Below are 17,877 nucleotides of genomic sequence, written 5' to 3'. Positions count from 1 at the left end.
TGAATTAATTCTAATTTTTCTGGATTTTTAAAACAAAAATCTTAAAAGCCGATATGTTCAACAAAATTATCATATAAAAATCGCTCTACAGTAGATGCAGCATAGTGTTTACAAAGCTCATTCATTACATTTTCATAATCTCGATACGCTGATACATTTACAACTGTTTCTACTATCCCATCAAAATCCGAACCAAACCCTATATTGTTCTCTCCACCTAATGAACAAATATATTCGATATGTCTTACTATATCTGCTACATTCGCTTGTTTTTCATTTGTTAGAAACTGCGGTACAAAAGTGACACCGATCATGCCATTTCGCTTTATAAGAGCTTTAAGTTGTTCATCGTTTAAATTACGTGGGTGCTGGCAAAGTTTCATACAATTTGAGTGGGAAGCAATAGGATTTTTTGCAATTTCTATAACATCCCAAAAACTTCTTTCATTCAAATGAGACACATCAGTCCATACATGTAACGCATTCAGTTCTTGTACAACATGTTTACCAGAAGTCGTTAAACCTGCCCCACGTGTCTCTAGCGCACCATCAGCTAATAGATTGGCATAATTCCATGTTAGTCCAAAAGAACGTACTCCTAGGCGATACAACAACCGTATTTTCATTGCATCTTTTCCAATTGCTTCGCATCCTTCTAGTGTTAATATCGCTCCAATCTCGTCCTGTTTTAACATGTTAATATCATCTTTTGTCTGAATAAACTTCACACCTGGTAGGGATAAAATTTCATTATAAAAAATATCTACCATTTGCAATGCTACTTCAAATCGGTTTTCATATGCCACTGTTTCTGGCACATATATAGCAAAACATTGTATACTTCCTTTTCTGTTCTTTAACTGTTCAAATGTAATATGTAATTGCGAATCATGTTTAAAATCCTTTCTCCCTTGTGCACTCCATAACTGAAGAAGCACATCACAATGAGCATCAAAAATTTTCATTTTCATTCCTCCATTATAAAAACAACCTGTTTGCATACTGCAAACAGGTTGTTTAAACTTAACGAGGTTCTACAATTAATTTTATTGCTGTACGTTCTTCCCCATCAATCATAATATCCGTAAACGCTGGGATACAAATCAGGTCCAAACCACTAGGCGCTACAAATCCTCTTGCAATTGCTACTGCCTTTACCGCTTGGTTCAATGCACCTGCACCAATGGCTTGAATTTCTGCTGTTCCGCGTTCGCGAATAACACCTGCAAGTGCACCAGCTACAGAATTAGGGACCGACGTTGCTTTAACTTTTAATATTTCCATTCCGCGTTTCCTCCTCGTTTCTATAAAAAGTATTAGCAATTATTTCACTTTAACTTATATTCACGAGGAATGACACGTATTCCTGCTAAATTTCTGTAATTTTTCTAAAAAATTAAAAAATAATAATTTATCTAAATTTTAATAGGAATTACTCAAAAAATGGCTGATCATCATTAATTAAGATACGCTCAATTTTCTTAGCTTTTCCCGTATTAGGGTCCACATCAATTAGCACTGCACTTAATTGTGTTCTACCATTTGTCACTTCAAATCGTACTGGTAAGTTTGTTAAAAACTTCTTCAATACTGCTTCTCGGTCCATACCTAAAATTCCATCGTACGGCCCTGTCATACCAACATCTGTGATATATGCCGTTCCGCTTGGTAAAATGCGATTATCTGCTGTAGGAACATGCGTATGTGTACCTACTACCGCTGTAGCACGACCATCTACATACCAACCTAACGCTTGTTTTTCGCTTGTAGTTTCCGCATGGAAATCAACAAAAATAATATTCGTACGTTTTTTCGCAATGTTAATTAATTCATCCACTTTACGGAATGGACAATCAATTGGAGGAAGGAACGTACGTCCTTGTAAGTTAATAACTGCAACTTCTGTTCCATTACAGTTCACAAAAATAAGCCCTTTTCCTGGAGTGCCTTCTGGGAAGTTAGCTGGTCTTGCAAGATATTTTGCATCATCAATAAATTCAAATACTTCACGGTTATCCCAAGCGTGATTTCCAAGTGTAACCGCTTGTGCTCCGCATTCTAAAAAGTTTCGGTATATTTTTTCCGTAATTCCACGTCCACCTGCTGCATTTTCCCCATTAATAATGGTTACTGTAGGTGTATATTTCTTCTTTAATGCCGGTACGTATTGTTGAATCATACCTCTACCAGGAGATCCTACTACATCCCCAACAAATAATATTCTCATATGTCTTACCCTTCCTATGTACTACATTTTTTATTACTATAGCTTCAAGTAATTATCTTACAATATATTTATTATAAGTTTGTTTCACTTGTATGCTAGGTATAACTAATTTCCTTTATTTTAACCAATTCCAACACAAAAAAATAAAGTGGTGTTTCACCACTTTATTTTGCGTATTCCACTGCGCGTGTTTCACGAATAACAGTTACTTTAATATGCCCTGGGTAATCCAGTTCATTTTCAATACGTTTTCGAATATCACGAGCTAAACGATGAGCTTCTAAATCATCAATTGTATCTGGTTTTACCAGAATACGAACTTCTCGTCCTGCTTGAATTGCGAAAGATTTTTCTACGCCTTCATAAGACTCTGAAATCTCTTCTAACTTTTCAAGACGACGAATATAGTTCTCAAGTGTTTCACTACGAGCTCCAGGTCTTGCAGCTGATAATGCATCTGCTGCTGCAACTAAAACTGCAATGATAGAAGTTGGTTCTGTGTCTCCGTGGTGAGATGCAATACTGTTTATAACTACAGGATGCTCTTTATATTTCGTTGCGAGTTCAACACCAATTTCAACGTGGCTACCTTCTACTTCATGGTCAATCGCTTTACCGATATCATGTAATAGACCAGCACGTCTTGCTAGTTTTTCATCCTCACCAAGCTCTGCTGCCATAAGTCCAGTTAAATATGCAACTTCCATAGAGTGTTTTAAGACGTTTTGCCCGTAACTTGTACGGTATTTTAAACGACCTAAAATCTTAATTAAATCTGGATGTAAACCGTGAACACCCACTTCAAACGTTGTTTGCTCTCCGACTTCACGAATATACTCGTCCACTTCACGTCTTGATTTTTCGACCATCTCTTCAATACGCGCTGGGTGAATACGTCCGTCCTGTACTAGTTTATCAAGAGCGATACGAGCTGTTTCACGACGAATTGGGTCGAATCCAGAAAGGATAACCGCTTCTGGTGTATCATCGATAATTAGGTCAATACCTGTTAACGTTTCTAACGTACGAATATTTCGACCTTCACGTCCGATAATACGTCCCTTCATTTCGTCATTTGGAAGATTTACAACCGAAACGGTTGTTTCAGCAACATGATCAGCTGCACATCTCTGCATTGCAAGAGATAAAATCTCTTTTGCTTTCTTATCTGCTTCTTCTTTCGCACGAACTTCACTTTCTTTTACCATTACGGCAATTTCATGAGAAACTTCACTTTCTACTTTACCAAGAATAATTGCTTTCGCTTGTTCGCGTGTCAGATTGGAAATGCGCTCTAATTCTGTTTGTTGCTTTTGAACTAACTCTCCCACTTTGCTTTCCAACTCTTCAATCTGTTGTTGTCTCGCTACAAGAGAATCCTCTTTCTTTTCTAACTGTTGCTCGCGTTTATCGAGCGTTTCGTCTTTACGATCAAGGTTCTCTTCTTTTTGCATTAAACGATTTTCTTGTTTTTGTAATTCGCTTCTACGGTCACGAATTTCTAATTCAGCTTCTGTACGAAGTGTATGAATTTCATCCTTTGCTTCTAAAAGCGCTTCTTTCTTAAGTGCTTCAGCTTCACGATTCGCTTCATCTATAATACGTTTCGCTTCATTAGCTGCACCATTAATCTTCGCTTCAGCAATAGACTTTCGAACAAAAAAGCCAACAACTGCACCGACTGTTGCAAGCAAAATGGAGATGAGTATCCAAACTGCAGTACTACTCATGATTTCACCTCCCCTTGCTATGAATGAAAAAAGACTGTCGGCATGTACATTGAATAACAACATACAGCAAAGACCGTCGTCCCGCTTTTTTAAGGGACTTTCTTCATTTCACAATTAAAATGTCATATTATTATTTCGGCAAGATTTAAGTCTTACTCCGAATATTACTTCTCTTCTTGAGAAGAGTGTTTCGTATATAAGAAAAAATATACATTCTCATTGTATCTATCGCAATTTTCATTGTCAAGCGTTGTCTACTTTTACTTTCTTTACCTTCAGCTCTAATTTATATAGGAATTTAAAAAGCAGAGAGCATATTATCCTGGAAAACCTTAGTAAATTCCAGTTTATTCATGTAAAACACGCATATATCCCTCTGTACACATACTGTTTTAGATGGATTAAATATTTTATCTCCAACGATATACAACGCTTTCATAATGATACAAAAATAAAAGACACGAAGCCGTGTCTTTTATCCCACTTTAATCAAGAAGACTTGGATCTTCCATATCTTCAGCACCTGAATCTTCGCTAATTCCGTGATGCTCACGAATAAAGAAGGCAATTTCTTCTCTTAAATCCGTATTTTCTTTTAAGAACTGCTTCGAATTTTCACGACCTTGTCCTAAGCGTTCTTCATTATAAGAGTACCAAGCACCGCTCTTTTGAACGATATCAAGTTCAGAAGCCATATCTAAGATTTCACCTTCTCTTGAAATACCTTCTCCGTACATAATATCAACTTCCGCAACACGGAATGGTGGTGCCACTTTATTTTTAACTACTTTTACTTTTGTTTTATTACCAACAATGTCGTTACCTTGTTTTAATTGCTCCGCACGACGTACTTCAAGACGAACAGTTGAATAGAATTTCAACGCACGACCACCTGGAGTTGTTTCTGGCACTATCTATAGATTTTCCATCTCTATAGTCCGGACTATCTCTTCATCTCTTTACAGAGAGCCTTGCACTTCCAGCAGTAGCCTATCATCTGCCGTACCCTACTCAGTTAACTAAAAGTCCTTTTCGGTAGTCTCTACACCTTCCCCATATCACTATGGAGCTTGGCACGGTATTACCCTAAATAATGGTGGGCTTCACCGTTAGCAACTATATGAATAGTTACACCCTTAGGCAATAAGGTTCACAAGGTTTTTTAACATGCTATCACTAGCAAGGGAAACCCATGGTAAACTCCTTAATCTTTTGCAAGACTTTTTCTTTATTTGCTAACTCTTCTTCATGTATAACAAGATATTTATAGCAGCCCTCTTCCATAAATAAAAGTTTTCTTTTATCTCGTTCTTTTATCTTTTGGAGTGAGTGTGCCCATTTCCCATGGACATCTAAACAATATTTTCTACCTAAGTAGAAATCAATAGACCACTTATCGATTCTTTTTTGCTTAATGAACGCCAGATCTAAACTTAGCAACATCTGTTCAACCTGTTGTTCCAGTAAAGTATCATAATTTTTCTTTCTGACCTTTACATTAAGCTCTTTTCTCCTTTTAGCAACACATGTATCAGATACGCCATACTTAATAGCAATTTCAACATGTGATAAATATGGATTTTTCAATTCTTGTTCAACTTCTGCGGTTTTAGGCAAGTAAATCTTTCTATGTCTGGTTCTTTTAATTCCGAGTAACTTTAATATTTCACCTACTCGCCTTTCATCAAGATTAATTTCTTTACCTATATCTTTCAATTTTCTATCCGCATGTGTCACAATAAAATCCACTTGCCATTGTTCTATGTTTCGATAAGTTCTATTACCAATTGTCACTGCCACTTTAATCTCTCCCTATAAGAAATCCCTTATAAAGACTTAGTCGAAGAAGACAAATAAAGACTCAAGTACATCACTTTGATTAAGCAACTTGTAGTTGATTTCCGAACATAACCCCAACTTTTTCACGAATTTGGTTAATAAAGATTGCGATTGTTTTTGATTTATTGATTGCACCTGAAAGTTTACGAAGTGCTTGAGACATTAGACGAGCTTGTAAACCTACGTGTGAGTCACCCATGTCTCCTTCAATCTCAGCTTTTGGTACAAGAGCTGCTACAGAGTCAATTACGATAATATCAACCGCACCACTTCGTACAAGTGCTTCTGCGATTTCTAAACCTTGCTCCCCTGTATCAGGTTGTGATAATAGTAATTCATCGATGTTAACACCTAATTTTTGTGCATATACAGGATCCATTGCATGCTCCGCATCGATGAATGCTGCTTGTCCACCTTGACGCTGTACCTCTGCAATTGCATGTAATGAAACTGTTGTTTTACCTGAACTCTCAGGTCCATAAATCTCGATAATACGGCCACGTGGGTATCCGCCTACCCCTAATGCCACATCAAGTGCTAAAGAACCACTAGAAACTGTAGAAACTCTACGCTCCGCTTGTTCTCCTAATTTCATAATTGAACCTTTACCGAATTGCTTCTCTATTTGTTTTAACGCCATATCTAATGCCGCTTGACGATCACTCATTCAAAATTCCTCCTTAACTGAATTGCTAATCTTATTATACCTATTTTCAATTCAATTTGCCAACAAAAATCGAACATTTATTCGATTTTTTTATTTTTCATTAAATATAACCACATTTAACCATTAAAAAAAGCTAAAAGAGACTTATATCTCTTCTAGCTTTTTATACAAATGATAAAATCCATATTTTGCTGAGCGTTCCCTAATTTGTTGACGACTTCCGCTTAAATTTAGAGGAAAGACTACAGTTGGTTCATCTTTAATCGCCAATCCAACAAATACAGTTCCCGGCTCTTTATGTTCTGAAGCATCTGGTCCTGCTACCCCAGTGAAACTAATTCCGATATCCGCTTTTAATAATTCTCTAACATTTTCAGCAAGATAACGAGCACATTCTTTACTAACTGCACCGTCAGTAGACAAGACTTCCTCAGGTACATGTAATACATGTTGCTTCACATCATTATGGTAACAAATGACACCGCCTTTAAATACGGAAGACACACCAGCGTTTTCTGTTACTTGATTACCAAAGAGACCACCTGTTAAACTTTCCGCACACGCTAAAGTTAATCCTTTTTTCTTCAATAACTCTATCGCCTTATAATGTAGAAACTCTTGGTCATACCCGTAGAAAAATTCTCCAACTCTTTCTAAAATCAAATCTTCCACATGCTGAATGAGTTTCTCCGCTTCATGAACATTTTGATGTTTAGCCGTTAAACGTAATGTCACTTCTCCATCATTGGCAAGCGGGGCGATTGTCGGATTCGTTTGTCCATCAATTAAATCTTGAACTTTCACCTCTAATTGAGATTCCCCAATTCCGAAAAAACGAAGCACGCGAGAATAAATGTTTTCTCCTGTTGTAAAGTTACGTAAAAAAGGCTCCACATAACTTACATACATCGGCTTCATTTCTTTCGGTGGTCCTGGTAATAAAATATAAACTTTTCCGTTCTTATTTAATCCCATACCAGGTGCCATACCGTGATCATTTGCAAATACAGTCGCTCCATCCAAAACGAGTGCCTGCTTTTTATTATTCTCCGTGAACTCTCGACCTGTTCGCTTAAAGTAATCGCTTATTGATGCCAATGCCTTTTCATCATATACAAGCTCTTCCGCTAAGCTAGACGCAATTGTTTCCTTCGTCAAATCATCTTTTGTCGGTCCTAATCCACCTGTAAAAATAAGCATGTCCGCACGTTCTTCTGCAACTTCAATCGCCTGCTGCAGTCGCTTGTTATTATCACCAACTACAGTATGGTAGTACACGTTAATTCCAATTGAAGCTAACTTTTCAGACAAAAACTGGGCGTTCGTATTTGCAATTTGTCCAAGTAATAATTCTGTTCCAACCGCAATAATTTCAGCGTTCATCCCAATTCCCCCATAAACTTCTATTTTGAGTTTACAAAAGCAGCTCTATTTTTCCAGAAATAATCCCATCCTGAAATAACAGTAAAAATTAATGCAATCCATATAAAGATATCAGCAACTGGAATATGGATTAAATTTAAAGGTACATCGTGTAATAAATATGCCGCAATCGCGATGATTTGTGTCCACGTCTTAATTTTCCCTAGCTGATTTGCCGCAACTACTTCCCCTGTTCCAGCAAGTACAAGACGTAAACCAGTGACCGCAAACTCACGGCTTATAATGACAATAACGATCCAAGCAGGTACGTATTGCATCTCAACTAACGTGATAAGTGCCGCTGAAACAAGTAATTTATCAGCTAACGGGTCAAGGAACTTCCCTAAATTCGTTACAAGATTATACTTTCTTGCGTAATGTCCATCAATCCAATCTGTAGCCGAAGCAACAATAAAGATAAGCGCTCCTATTAAATGTTGAATTGGTAAATCAACATCACCAATTGTGTATGAACCCCAATCAAAGGGCGCTAACATAATTACCATAAAAATTGGAATTAAGCAGATTCTAGATATTGTAATTTTATTTGGTAAATTCACAGCTATTCCTCCATCATATCAAAAACATTTGTTCATTGAAAAAAGTCATCGAAGCGATGACTGTTATTGTGCAGGTTGCTCTATCCCTAGATTTTTAATCAAGAATTTTTGATGATAATTCTCTTCTGGATTCAACGGGAATGTAACCACTTGGCCATTTAATTTAAATTCAACATTCGGTGCACTTCCTATATTAAGGTTTACCACTTTCGCTGTTGATAAATCATATTTTTGAGTTTGACCTTCCTCTATTGTTCCACTAAAGATATCATTTCCTGCCTCATTTTTAATACCTACATAACTTGCACCTTTTGTTGTAATTTCTAATTCTAACGTTTTATTGTTATGAATTTCCAAAGTGGACTCCTTACCAGTTGTCCCAACTACTTTGATTTCTTGTTGTCCTGTTGGTTGCGCTGGTTGTTCTTCTTTCTTTGGCTCTTCTTTTTTCGATTCTTCTTTTTTTGGTTCCTCTTTTTTCGGCTCTTCCGCTTTCACTTCATCTTTCTTCGTATCTAACGGAGAATTTTCCGCTTTTTTAACTTCAATTTTCTCACTTTGAGCATTCGGAACCTTCTCATCACCTTTTCCAGTTAACGCTTGGAAAATAAACCAAATTACCACTCCAACTGCGATTACTAGCAGCGCAACTAAGATTTTCGGCATATGATCTGCAATTGGCCATGATGAAGATTTCTGCATTGTTTCTTGTGTTTTTTGTCCGGTTGACACTTGTGGAACGTCGCGTTTTTCAGATTGTGGTATCGTACTCTGATATTCTACAAGCAGTTCCTCTCCATTTAATCCAACCGCATCTGCGTATTGTTTAATGAATGCACGCGCATAAAAAGCTCCTGGCAATACATCATAACTGCCTTCCTCAATTGCTACTAAATGGCGTTTTTGAATTTTTGTAATCTCATGCAGCTGATCAATAGACAAGCCTTTCGTTCCTCTTGCTTCTTTCAGCTTTTGTCCTAATTCTGTCACTACTAACACCTCAATATTTCTTTAAAAGTCAAACATAGAGAAATTATTTTGCGTACCTTGCTCAATTTCATCTACTAAATTATATTGAATTTCTTCATCATAATCGTTACGCAACTCGATAATATAATCAAAATCATCCAATGTGTATTCTGACTGACTCACAAATACGTCAGGATGTTCCACAACTTTCGTTGCAGGCAATCTCATAATTTCACGAACAAGCTGCCAATGCCTTTCGTTAGCACGCTTTGTTGACACGATTCCATCTAAGATGAAAATATTGTCGTCGCTATACTCATCTTCAATCAATTGACTACGAACAGTTTGCTTAATAAGAGTAGACGATACAAATAACCATCTTTTATTTGCACAAACACTTGCGGCAACAATGGATTCTGTTTTTCCAACACGAGGCATTCCTCGTATACCAATTAGCTTATGGCCTTCTTTTTTCATTATTTCAGCCATAAAGTCTACAAGTAACCCTAATTCATCACGCACAAACCGAAATGTCTTCTTATCATCTGCATCTCGTTGTATGTACCTACCATGTCTAACCGCTAGCTTATCTCTTAGCTTTGGCGGACGATATTTCGTTACCGTTATGTTATCCATCGTATTTAAAATTGATTCTAGTCTAGAGATTTGCTCTTGATTATCACACATAAGGAGTAATCCACGCCTTGCATTATCTACACCATTAATTGTGACAATATTAATGCCGAGCATACCGATTAACGAAGAAACGTCACCAAGCAAGCCAGGTCGGTTTTTATGTATTTCATATTCAAAATACCATTCAATCATCCAAGATCACTCCCCTTGCTTACTTTACACCTACGTACTATATTATATGATTTCACCTTAATAGGGAAGCTAAATGTATAATCTATCCCTTTCAATTATTATACAAAAAAAATAGAGAGGAGAATCCCCTCTCTATTTTTTACTTATGTTGTACAAACTTTACCATTAAGTTTGCGATTGTATGTTGCTCTTGTTCGTCAGCAACTTTCCAAAGTTCAGCTAATAATTTCTCTTGATCGTTGCGTGCTTCTACTTCATTTGCTAAATAATCACCAACACGAAATGCCATATCTGATACAGCACCACCATCAAGACCTTTTCCTTGCGCTTGTTCTAAACGTTCTCCTAAAAAGCTCTTCCATTGATCAAAGTTATCTAAAACTGACATGTGTAAGCACCTCACTACTTAGTAATAGAATCATGCTTAATTTGTACAGTTTTTCATTTTTTATGTAAGAAATTTTTAGCAATGCCACCCGCCATTTACTCCAATAATTTGTCCAGTTATATAAGATGCACCTGATGATACGAGAAATGACACAGTTTTTGCTACTTCTTCCGGTAATCCTAATCGTCCTAACGGAATCTCTTCCGCAATTTCATTCTTATCCTCTTCTGAAAATACGTTTAACATTTCCGTTTCAATTGCACCTGGCGCCACCGCGTTCACTCTTATTCCACTTAATGAAACCTCTTTTGCTAAAGCTTTCACATATGAATTTTGCGCACCTTTTACCATCGAGTAAAGAACTTCACATGACGCGCCAATTTGTCCCCATATAGACGAAACAAGTACAATATTACCGCTTCTCCGTTGAATCATAGATGGCAATGCCATCGATAATAATTTATAGATACTCTTCACTTGAAGTTCTACCATATCATTCAATTCATCGTTCGTTACATCTGTTACGAGTCCAAAAATACTCTTCCCAGCTGCATATACGATAACATCAAGAGGATGTTCAATTTGTTTCCACAATTGCTCTGCTCCATCAGTAGAAGCTAAATTTGCTTGAACAGGAATTACTTCACCCCATTCTTTCTGCAACTCATTCACTTTCTCTTCACTGTTATTATAATGAACATATACTGTATATCCATCTTGAATTAATTGTTTCGAAATAGCAGAGCCAATCCCTCCGCTCCCTCCAGTTACTAATGCATACTTTTTCATACAATTCCTCTCTTATCTCAACAAAATCTTTTTTCTACAAATAAATAATACCCTCATCTTACAATTTATCAATGATAAGATGAAGGTATTATTATAAAATCTTTTATTTTTTCGGTAAAACCTGGCAAACACTCATTTTTTCTTCTGATAATAGTAATTTGGCTACTTCTTGTAAATCTTGAACAGTTAAACTTTCTAATACAGTCAATGCATCAAACAGACTCGATTCATTAAACGCATATCTTGTAAATTGATTTGCAATATATTCCGGTGAATTCAAGGAACGTAAAAAGCCACCTATTTTCTTTTTCTTTACTCGTTCTAATGCCGCCTCATCTAATTGATCATAATTTGTATTTAATAAAATACCTTTCAAACGCTCTTCCAGCTCATCAGGTTGCTTCGTATCGCCGCCAACCATTGCAAAACCGAAGTTATTCTCTTCCGTATAATCATACGAGAACGAATCATCAATGAGCCCTTCATTATATAAAGATTCGTAATGAACGGAGCTTTTCCCAAATAAATAATCTAAAAGTAACGTAAGCGCAATTTCTTGTTTTAAAAGGGCTTCCCCTTTTTCTTTTAAGTTTGTCGCTTTAATACCAACTAAACATTTCGGAGTTTGTACAGGCATTGAAATAATTTTCTTCTTTTCATTCACCTCATCTGGTTCTTCTTCGAATGAACGTACTATTTCTGGTTGGTTTTTATAATCTTTTTTCGCTTGATTTTCACGTATCAAATCCATCGTTTTCTCTGGATCAATTGCACCTACAACAAACATTAACATATTGCTTGGATGATAAAACGTTTCATAACATTCATATAGTAGATCTTTTGTAATTTTACTAATAGACTCGATTGTACCCGCAATATCAATTTTAATCGGGTGCTTTACAAACAAGCTATCAATTAACCCAAAATATAAGCGCCAATCTGGATTATCTTGATACATTTGAATTTCCTGCCCAATGATACCTTTCTCTTTTTCAACTGTTTTTTCAGAAAAGTAAGGCTCTTGTACGAAATTTAACAATGTATTTAAATTTTGTTCTACATTTGATGTACATGAAAAAAGGTAAGCTGTTCTTGTGAATGATGTGAAAGCATTTGCCGATGCCCCTTGTTTACTAAACAATTGGAAGGCATCGTGATTTTCTTTTTCAAATAGTTTATGCTCAAGAAAATGAGCAATCCCATCCGGCACACGAATCATTTCTTCTTTACCTAGTGGTACGAATGTATTATCCACAGAACCATATTTTGTCGTAAACGTTGCAAATGTTTTATTAAATCCTTGCTTCGGTAAAATATATACATCTAATCCATTAGGAAGTTTTTCATAATAGAGTGTCTCTTTTAATTGCTCATAAACAATTTTCTCCATTTATTCTCCCTCCGTTCCGTGTAAAAAGTAAATTGTATCTAATTCAATATTTTTAGCAACTTTCACAATCTCTTCTTTCGTCACACTTTCAATACCTGTAAGCCATTCTTCAACCGGACGCGTACGATCTGAAATAATACCATGATACAGCATTTCCACAAATCCACGCGGTGTATCAATTGCTTCTAATATTTGATTTCGAATAACACTTTTCGTTTGATGCATCTCTTCTTCAGAAAAATCACCATTTTGCATTGCAAGCATTTGCTCTTTAATAATCTCAACCGCTTTTTCATAATTTTTCGCTTCGATTCCTGACATGACAAATAATAAACCTTTATGACTTTCAAAGCGAGATGCTGCATAGTACGCTAAACTATTTTTTTCACGAACATTAACGAATAACTTCGAATGAGAAAATCCTCCAAACAATCCATTAAACAATTGCAGCGCAAAATAATCTTCGTCTTTATACGTAATAAATGTACGATATCCGATGTGTAATTTACTTTGTTTTAATTCTTGTTTTTCCACAACTTCTTTTTCTTCATTATTTCTCTTATGAAGAAGTACATTTCTTTCCCTCACAGGACGTGCTGAAATAGAAAAATACTTACTTACAAGATCAACTGCGTTTTCTGAAATATCACCAATAATGTATAGGTCCATTTCATCTTCCGCTAACACTTTTTGATAATATTGATACAAACTTTCATTTGTAATAGAAGAAACACTCTCTTTTTTCCCATTTGCGCTTAAACGATACGGTTCTACTTTGCACATTTCTTCAATTAAACGCTCGTTTGCATAACGCATTTTATCATCATACGTCGCTTCAATTCGTTGTAAGAGCGCTCTCTTTTCACTTTCTACAATAGAAGGCAGAAAACCATTCCCCTCTTTCGCTGGATGTAAAACGATATCCGATAACATAGAAAGCGCTTTTTCAAATAACGGTGGTGCATCATGTAAATATACTTCATTTGCAATGTCTACATAAATAGAGATGATATGATCTTCTCCTTTTTTACTTACATCTACTGCCAAAGAAGATCCGTATAATTCTTCTAAATATTGACGAAGACGAATTACAGAAGGAAGCTTTTCTGTCGCACTTTGCAATACGTATGGCAATAGGGCACGCTCTGTCACCGTCTCCTCATTTAAAGGTGCTTTAAAACGAAATACAAATGTATTTGTTTTATATTTATCAGTTGGAATAATATGTACTCGTAAACCACCTAACTCATGTAACTGTTGTTCCATCAGTTTCATTTATAGCCCTCCTTTACGTATATAGGAATATTCCTCTTCAATATACAGTTTTTAGAAATGAAAAATCAACTTTTCTTCCTCACTATACTTACATTAGGCCCTTTCTAAAAACTGTAATATGTAAGGAACATAGTAAAATTCCGTATTAAATATAGTCTATGTAAAAAAGCCCGCACTAATGTGCGAGCTTTTTTATACTTATCGTTTTCCTTTTTCATAAGGAGTTCCTAATGCTTTCGGAGCTTCAGAACGACCTACAAAACCAACAAGCGCTAATATTGTGAATACATACGGCAATATCGTTAAGAATACACTTGGAATTTCTTTTAGTACTGGAATTGTACCGCCTGTTATTCCTAATGATTGAGCAAATCCGAAGAACAGAGCCGCTCCAAGAGCACCGAGTGGATTCCATTTACCGAAAATCATTGCTGCTAACGCCAAGAAACCTTGTCCAGTAATTGTAGCACCTGAGAAGTTACCAGAAATCGACATAGCGAAGACCGCTCCACCAACTCCTGCAAACATTCCAGATATAGCAACTGCAATATAACGCATTTTATATACGTTAATCCCCATCGTATCCGCTGCCATTGGATGCTCACCAACCGCACGAAGACGAAGACCGAACGGTGTTTTATAAATGATATACCAAACGACAAACGCTAAAATAATAGCAATATATGATGTTAACGGTACATTAGAGAAAAAGATTTTTCCGATTACCGGAATATCCGAAAGACCCGGAACATCGATTTTTTCAATGCGGTATTGAATGAAATCAGTTTGTCCTTTGCCAAAGATTTTCTTAATCGCAAATACTGTTAAACCAAGTGCTAAGAAGTTAATTGCTACTCCGCTCACTACTTGATCTGCACGGAATGTAATGGATGCTACTGCGTGAAGAAGTGCAAACAATCCACTACCAATTGCTGCAAATAATAATGCAATCCAAGGAGTCATCGATCCCCACGTATCACCCATTAATAACGTTGTAACAATACCAATAAATGCACCAAATAACATTAAACCTTCTAACGCTATATTTACAACTCCAGAACGTTCACTGAACACTCCACCTAACGCCGTAAAAATAAGTGGCGCTGCCGTATATAACGTACCCGTCACAAGAATGGCTAAAATATCTAAAAAGCTCATTTATTTCCCCTCCTTGCTCATGCGTGTAAGTGCCCAGCGTAAAACATAACTGCACGCTACAAAGAAAATAATACATGCAATAATAACGTTAATTAACTCCGAAGGTACATCTGCTTCGAAATTCATTTGTGGTGCTGCACTTTTCAAACCACCAAACAGTAAAGCTGCTAATAGTATACCAAATGGATTATTTCCGCCTAAAAGTGCTACCGCAATCCCATCAAATCCAATACCAGTAAACGAAGACATTGCTGTCATACTTTGGAATGTCCCTAATCCTTCCATAGCTCCACCAATTCCTGCAAAAGCACCAGCAATTGTCATTGATAATACAACATTACGCGATACTTTCATTCCTGCGTATTGAGAGGCATTTTGGTTAAAACCAACCGATTTTAATTCATACCCTAACGTTGTTCTATCTAATAAGAACCACATTACAATCGCAATGATAATAGCCACAACAATTCCCCAGTGTAAACGAGATCCATCTGTCAATGAAGATAACCAATCAGAAGCTAACGAAGCACTTGCTTGTACGTCATAAGATTTTTCATTACCTTCGTGGATAAAACGTTTAATAAGATCATACGTAACATAAAGTGCAATGTAGTTCATCATAATTGTAACAATTACTTCATTTACTTTAAGTTTCCCTTTTAAATATCCAGGTATAAAGCCCCATAAACCGCCGACAATTGCCGCCACTAAAATAGATAACGGAATATGCAAAATTGCTGGTAACGACACTGCATATCCAAACCAAACAGCAGCGAGCCACCCAACTAATAACTGTCCTTCCACCCCAATATTGAAAAGACCTGTACGAAATGCAAATGCTACTGAAAGACCAGCTAATACAAGCGGAATCATCGTACGCAACGTCTCACCGATAGCTTGTGGATTGCCAACCATCCCTTCCCAAAGCGCGGCATATCCAACAATTGGATCATATCCACTAACTAACATTACAATGGCACCAACAAGTAAACCGAAAACTACGGATAACACAGGTACTAAAATATTAATTGTTCGTTCTGTTAAAAATTTTTTAGCCATTTGTGTTCACCTTCTCTTTCCCTGTCCCGCCGGCCATTAATAATCCAAGCTGTTGTTCATTTGTTTCTTTCGCATCCACAATTGCTACAATTTTCCCTTCATATATAACAGCCACTCGATCGCTTACATTTAAAATTTCATCCAGTTCTAAAGATAAAAGCAATACTCCCTTACCATTATCTCTCTGCTCAATTAATTTTTTATGAATAAATTCAATCGCACCTACATCTAAACCACGTGTCGGCTGTGCTGCAATTAGTAAATCTGGATTACGATCTACCTCACGTGCAATAATTGCCTTTTGTTGGTTTCCACCAGATAGAGCGCGAGCTAACGTTTGTTCACTAGGTGTACGTACATCAAACTGTTCAATAAGTGCTTTCGCTTTTTCTGTAATTTTACTAAAATTTAAAATCCCTTTCTTTGAAAATGGATTTTTATAGTATGTTTGTAAAACAATATTGTCCCGAACAGAAAAATCGAGAACAAGCCCGTGTTTATGACGGTCTTCAGGAATATGACCAATCCCCTCTTCTGTTATTCTTCGAACAGGCCAATTCGTTATTTCTTTTCCTTTAATTGCAATAGAACCTGACTCAACTTTTCGTAAACCAGTAATCGCCTCTATTAATTCACTTTGACCATTTCCATCAATCCCTGCAATCCCAACGATTTCTCCTGCACGAACAGTTAAGTCAAGGCCTTTTACAGCAGGTAACTTGCGCGTATCATGAACAATTAGGTTTGCAATAGATAGTACTTCTTCCATTGGTTTAGCTTCTATTTTTTCTGTTTTAAAATTCACTTGACGTCCGACCATTAACTCTGCAAGTTTATGCTCATCCGTTTCCGCTACATCAACAGTACCAATCCCCTTACCTTTACGAATAATTGTACAACGATCGCAAACTTCCATAATTTCTTTCAACTTATGTGTAATAAGGATAATAGATTTCCCCTCTTGCACAAGCTTTTTCATAATTTGAATCAACTCATGAATTTCTTGAGGAGTTAACACCGCGGTTGGCTCATCAAATATTAAAATCTCAGCACCACGATAAAGAGTCTTTAATATTTCAACCCTTTGCTGCATCCCAACAGAAATATCTTCAATTTTCGCATGTGGATCAACAGCCAAACCATACTGTTCAGATAATTGCTTAATTTCTTTTGCCGCTTCTTCAACAGCAATTTTCCCGTTTTTCTTCGGCTCATTTCCAAGAATAATATTCTCTGTAACTGTAAAATTATGAACAAGCATAAAATGCTGATGGACCATCCCAATACCAAGGTCATTTGCTATATTCGGATTTGTAATTTTTACAGGTTTTCCTTTAATTTTAATTTCACCTTGTTCTGGTTGGTACAAACCAAATAGTACATTCATCAATGTGGATTTCCCTGCACCATTTTCTCCAAGTAAAGCATGTATTTCTCCCTGTTTTACTTGCAGCGTAATATCGTCATTCGCTACAATGCCTGGGAATACTTTTGTAATATTGTTCATCTCAATTACGTATTCCATTTTGTTCCTCCTTTTAGCAGGGAACACTCCCTAATTACACTCTATTAAAAG

The 17,877-nt window shown here is 36.4% G+C and carries 16 protein-coding genes and 2 pseudogenes; all 18 read right to left on the bottom strand.

From position 1 onward, the window contains the following. Window positions 1–41: 41 nt before the first annotated feature. Complete coding sequence (locus QCI47_RS09040) at window positions 42–965, bottom strand: dipeptidase (protein ID WP_000688053.1); 924 nt, start codon at window positions 963–965, stop codon at window positions 42–44. A 58-nt stretch (window positions 966–1,023) separates the two neighbouring features. Then, window positions 1,024–1,284 carry a stage V sporulation protein SpoVS gene (spoVS, locus tag QCI47_RS09035; RefSeq protein ID WP_000404341.1) on the bottom strand — a complete coding sequence of 87 codons (261 nt, stop codon included), beginning with the start codon at window positions 1,282–1,284 and terminating at the stop codon, window positions 1,024–1,026. 148 nt (window positions 1,285–1,432) lie between these two features. Next, window positions 1,433–2,227 (bottom strand): TIGR00282 family metallophosphoesterase, encoded by a 795-nt coding sequence (locus tag QCI47_RS09030; protein ID WP_001221095.1) that lies wholly within the window; start codon window positions 2,225–2,227, stop codon window positions 1,433–1,435. A gap of 164 nt (window positions 2,228–2,391) precedes the next feature. Further along, on the bottom strand, window positions 2,392–3,957 hold the full coding sequence (gene rny / locus QCI47_RS09025) for a ribonuclease Y (RefSeq protein WP_000099355.1): 1,566 nt from the start codon (window positions 3,955–3,957) through the stop codon (window positions 2,392–2,394). 485 nt (window positions 3,958–4,442) lie between these two features. Then, window positions 4,443–4,865: pseudogene (locus tag QCI47_RS09020) on the bottom strand (recombinase RecA family protein); the annotation flags it as partial. A gap of 268 nt (window positions 4,866–5,133) precedes the next feature. After that, window positions 5,134–5,757 (bottom strand): PDDEXK family nuclease, encoded by a 624-nt coding sequence (locus QCI47_RS09015; protein ID WP_163072830.1) that lies wholly within the window; start codon window positions 5,755–5,757, stop codon window positions 5,134–5,136. Between the two features lie 97 nt (window positions 5,758–5,854). Continuing rightward, window positions 5,855–6,463 (bottom strand): annotated as a pseudogene (gene recA, locus QCI47_RS09010) (recombinase RecA); the annotation flags it as partial. A 144-nt stretch (window positions 6,464–6,607) separates the two neighbouring features. Then, complete coding sequence (gene cinA, locus QCI47_RS09005; protein WP_000990717.1) at window positions 6,608–7,846, bottom strand: competence/damage-inducible protein CinA; 1,239 nt, start codon at window positions 7,844–7,846, stop codon at window positions 6,608–6,610. 20 nt (window positions 7,847–7,866) lie between these two features. Beyond that, a complete protein-coding gene (gene pgsA, locus QCI47_RS09000; protein WP_001052963.1) occupies window positions 7,867–8,445 on the bottom strand; it encodes a CDP-diacylglycerol--glycerol-3-phosphate 3-phosphatidyltransferase in 579 nt (192 codons plus the stop codon). 63 nt (window positions 8,446–8,508) lie between these two features. Continuing rightward, entirely contained in the window at window positions 8,509–9,435 is a 927-nt protein-coding gene (locus QCI47_RS08995; RefSeq protein WP_000137489.1) for a helix-turn-helix domain-containing protein, read from the bottom strand. 21 nt (window positions 9,436–9,456) lie between these two features. After that, a complete protein-coding gene (locus QCI47_RS08990) occupies window positions 9,457–10,242 on the bottom strand; it encodes a DUF3388 domain-containing protein (protein WP_000574107.1) in 786 nt (261 codons plus the stop codon). Window positions 10,243–10,381: 139 nt separating this feature from the next. Next, entirely contained in the window at window positions 10,382–10,630 is a 249-nt protein-coding gene (locus QCI47_RS08985; RefSeq protein ID WP_000114454.1) for a DUF3243 domain-containing protein, read from the bottom strand. A gap of 75 nt (window positions 10,631–10,705) precedes the next feature. Next, the gene (ymfI, locus tag QCI47_RS08980) at window positions 10,706–11,419 is read right to left on the bottom strand and encodes an elongation factor P 5-aminopentanone reductase (protein ID WP_139867003.1); all 714 of its coding nucleotides are present in this window, start codon (window positions 11,417–11,419) and stop codon (window positions 10,706–10,708) included. Window positions 11,420–11,522: 103 nt separating this feature from the next. Then, window positions 11,523–12,809 (bottom strand): EF-P 5-aminopentanol modification-associated protein YfmH, encoded by a 1,287-nt coding sequence (yfmH, locus tag QCI47_RS08975; protein WP_163072828.1) that lies wholly within the window; start codon window positions 12,807–12,809, stop codon window positions 11,523–11,525. Beyond that, on the bottom strand, window positions 12,810–14,084 hold the full coding sequence (gene yfmF, locus QCI47_RS08970) for an EF-P 5-aminopentanol modification-associated protein YfmF (protein ID WP_076873511.1): 1,275 nt from the start codon (window positions 14,082–14,084) through the stop codon (window positions 12,810–12,812). A gap of 198 nt (window positions 14,085–14,282) precedes the next feature. Next, a complete protein-coding gene (locus tag QCI47_RS08965) occupies window positions 14,283–15,242 on the bottom strand; it encodes an ABC transporter permease (RefSeq protein WP_000008842.1) in 960 nt (319 codons plus the stop codon). Continuing rightward, on the bottom strand, window positions 15,243–16,301 hold the full coding sequence (locus QCI47_RS08960) for an ABC transporter permease (protein WP_001074499.1): 1,059 nt from the start codon (window positions 16,299–16,301) through the stop codon (window positions 15,243–15,245). Next, complete coding sequence (locus tag QCI47_RS08955; RefSeq protein ID WP_074544053.1) at window positions 16,294–17,826, bottom strand: ABC transporter ATP-binding protein; 1,533 nt, start codon at window positions 17,824–17,826, stop codon at window positions 16,294–16,296. Before QCI47_RS08955 ends, QCI47_RS08960 begins: the two co-directional genes overlap by 8 nt. Between the last annotated feature and the right edge of the window lie 51 nt (window positions 17,827–17,877).

Origin of the sequence: Bacillus cereus group sp. RP29 (assembly GCF_040459765.1) — a bacterium.
Taxonomy (GTDB): Bacteria; Bacillota; Bacilli; order Bacillales; family Bacillaceae_G; genus Bacillus_A; species Bacillus_A paranthracis.
The sequence above is the reverse complement of the archived record's forward strand: the minus strand, read 5'-3'. Positions and strand labels throughout refer to the sequence as shown.